Raw genomic sequence first — 696 nt, 5'->3', positions numbered from 1 at the left:
GGCATGTCACGGTCCGCGTGGTAACGGTACTGAGCTTTCAGGTTTCCCTAAAATTTCTGGTCAGCACGCTGACTACATCAAAGCTCAGTTAGAAAAATTCCGTGATGGTAACCGTGGCAACGATATGAATGCCATGATGCGCGACATCGCGAAGAAAATGACAGATGAAGATATCGAAGTTCTGTCGAAATACGTTGGCGGTCTGCACTGATACCCCTACATAGTTCGAGCAAAGTTGTACAAAAATGCCCCAGCGATTTCGCTGGGGCATTTTTGTTGGTGATGTGGCTCACACGTGATTTTTGAGGGTGTCATCGATATCTGCTCGAAAGCTTGTAAGACATTTGCCATACCTTCGATTGCGAATGTCTTCTTCTTATTTTTAACCTTTTGATTAATTGATGTTTTTAATTTTTTCGAAAAAATCATCGCTAATATTTCCTGCTGCTAACTTGTGAGTGCGTCGGGATTACGTAAAGTAGAAAGCGTTCACAGGGGGTGAATTGCAGGATTTCAGACCACGGATTCAAGGTCTTCATGGACGCAAGCTAGGATAGCTTGGTGATCGGAAAACGGAATTAGGTAGGCAAGGAGCCTGCTCGATACGGATGGTCATCTCGTCTTATGGTTAAGACAGTGGAAAGGATCAGGCACAGGAAGTTGCTCAGAAGACAGGAAGTAAAGGGATAGCCAAAA

General features: G+C 44.4%; 1 protein-coding gene. It reads left to right on the top strand.

All coding sequences use genetic code 11. The annotated features are described in order from the left end of the window. Positions 1–211: c-type cytochrome (locus R8N47_RS25300; protein WP_318186122.1), on the top strand; the 211-nt coding region annotated here is incomplete at its 5' end. Positions 212–696 lie beyond the last annotated feature (485 nt).

The sequence above is a fragment of the Vibrio sp. 2132-1 genome (assembly GCF_033344315.1).
This window is presented reverse-complemented; position numbering and strand designations above follow the sequence as displayed.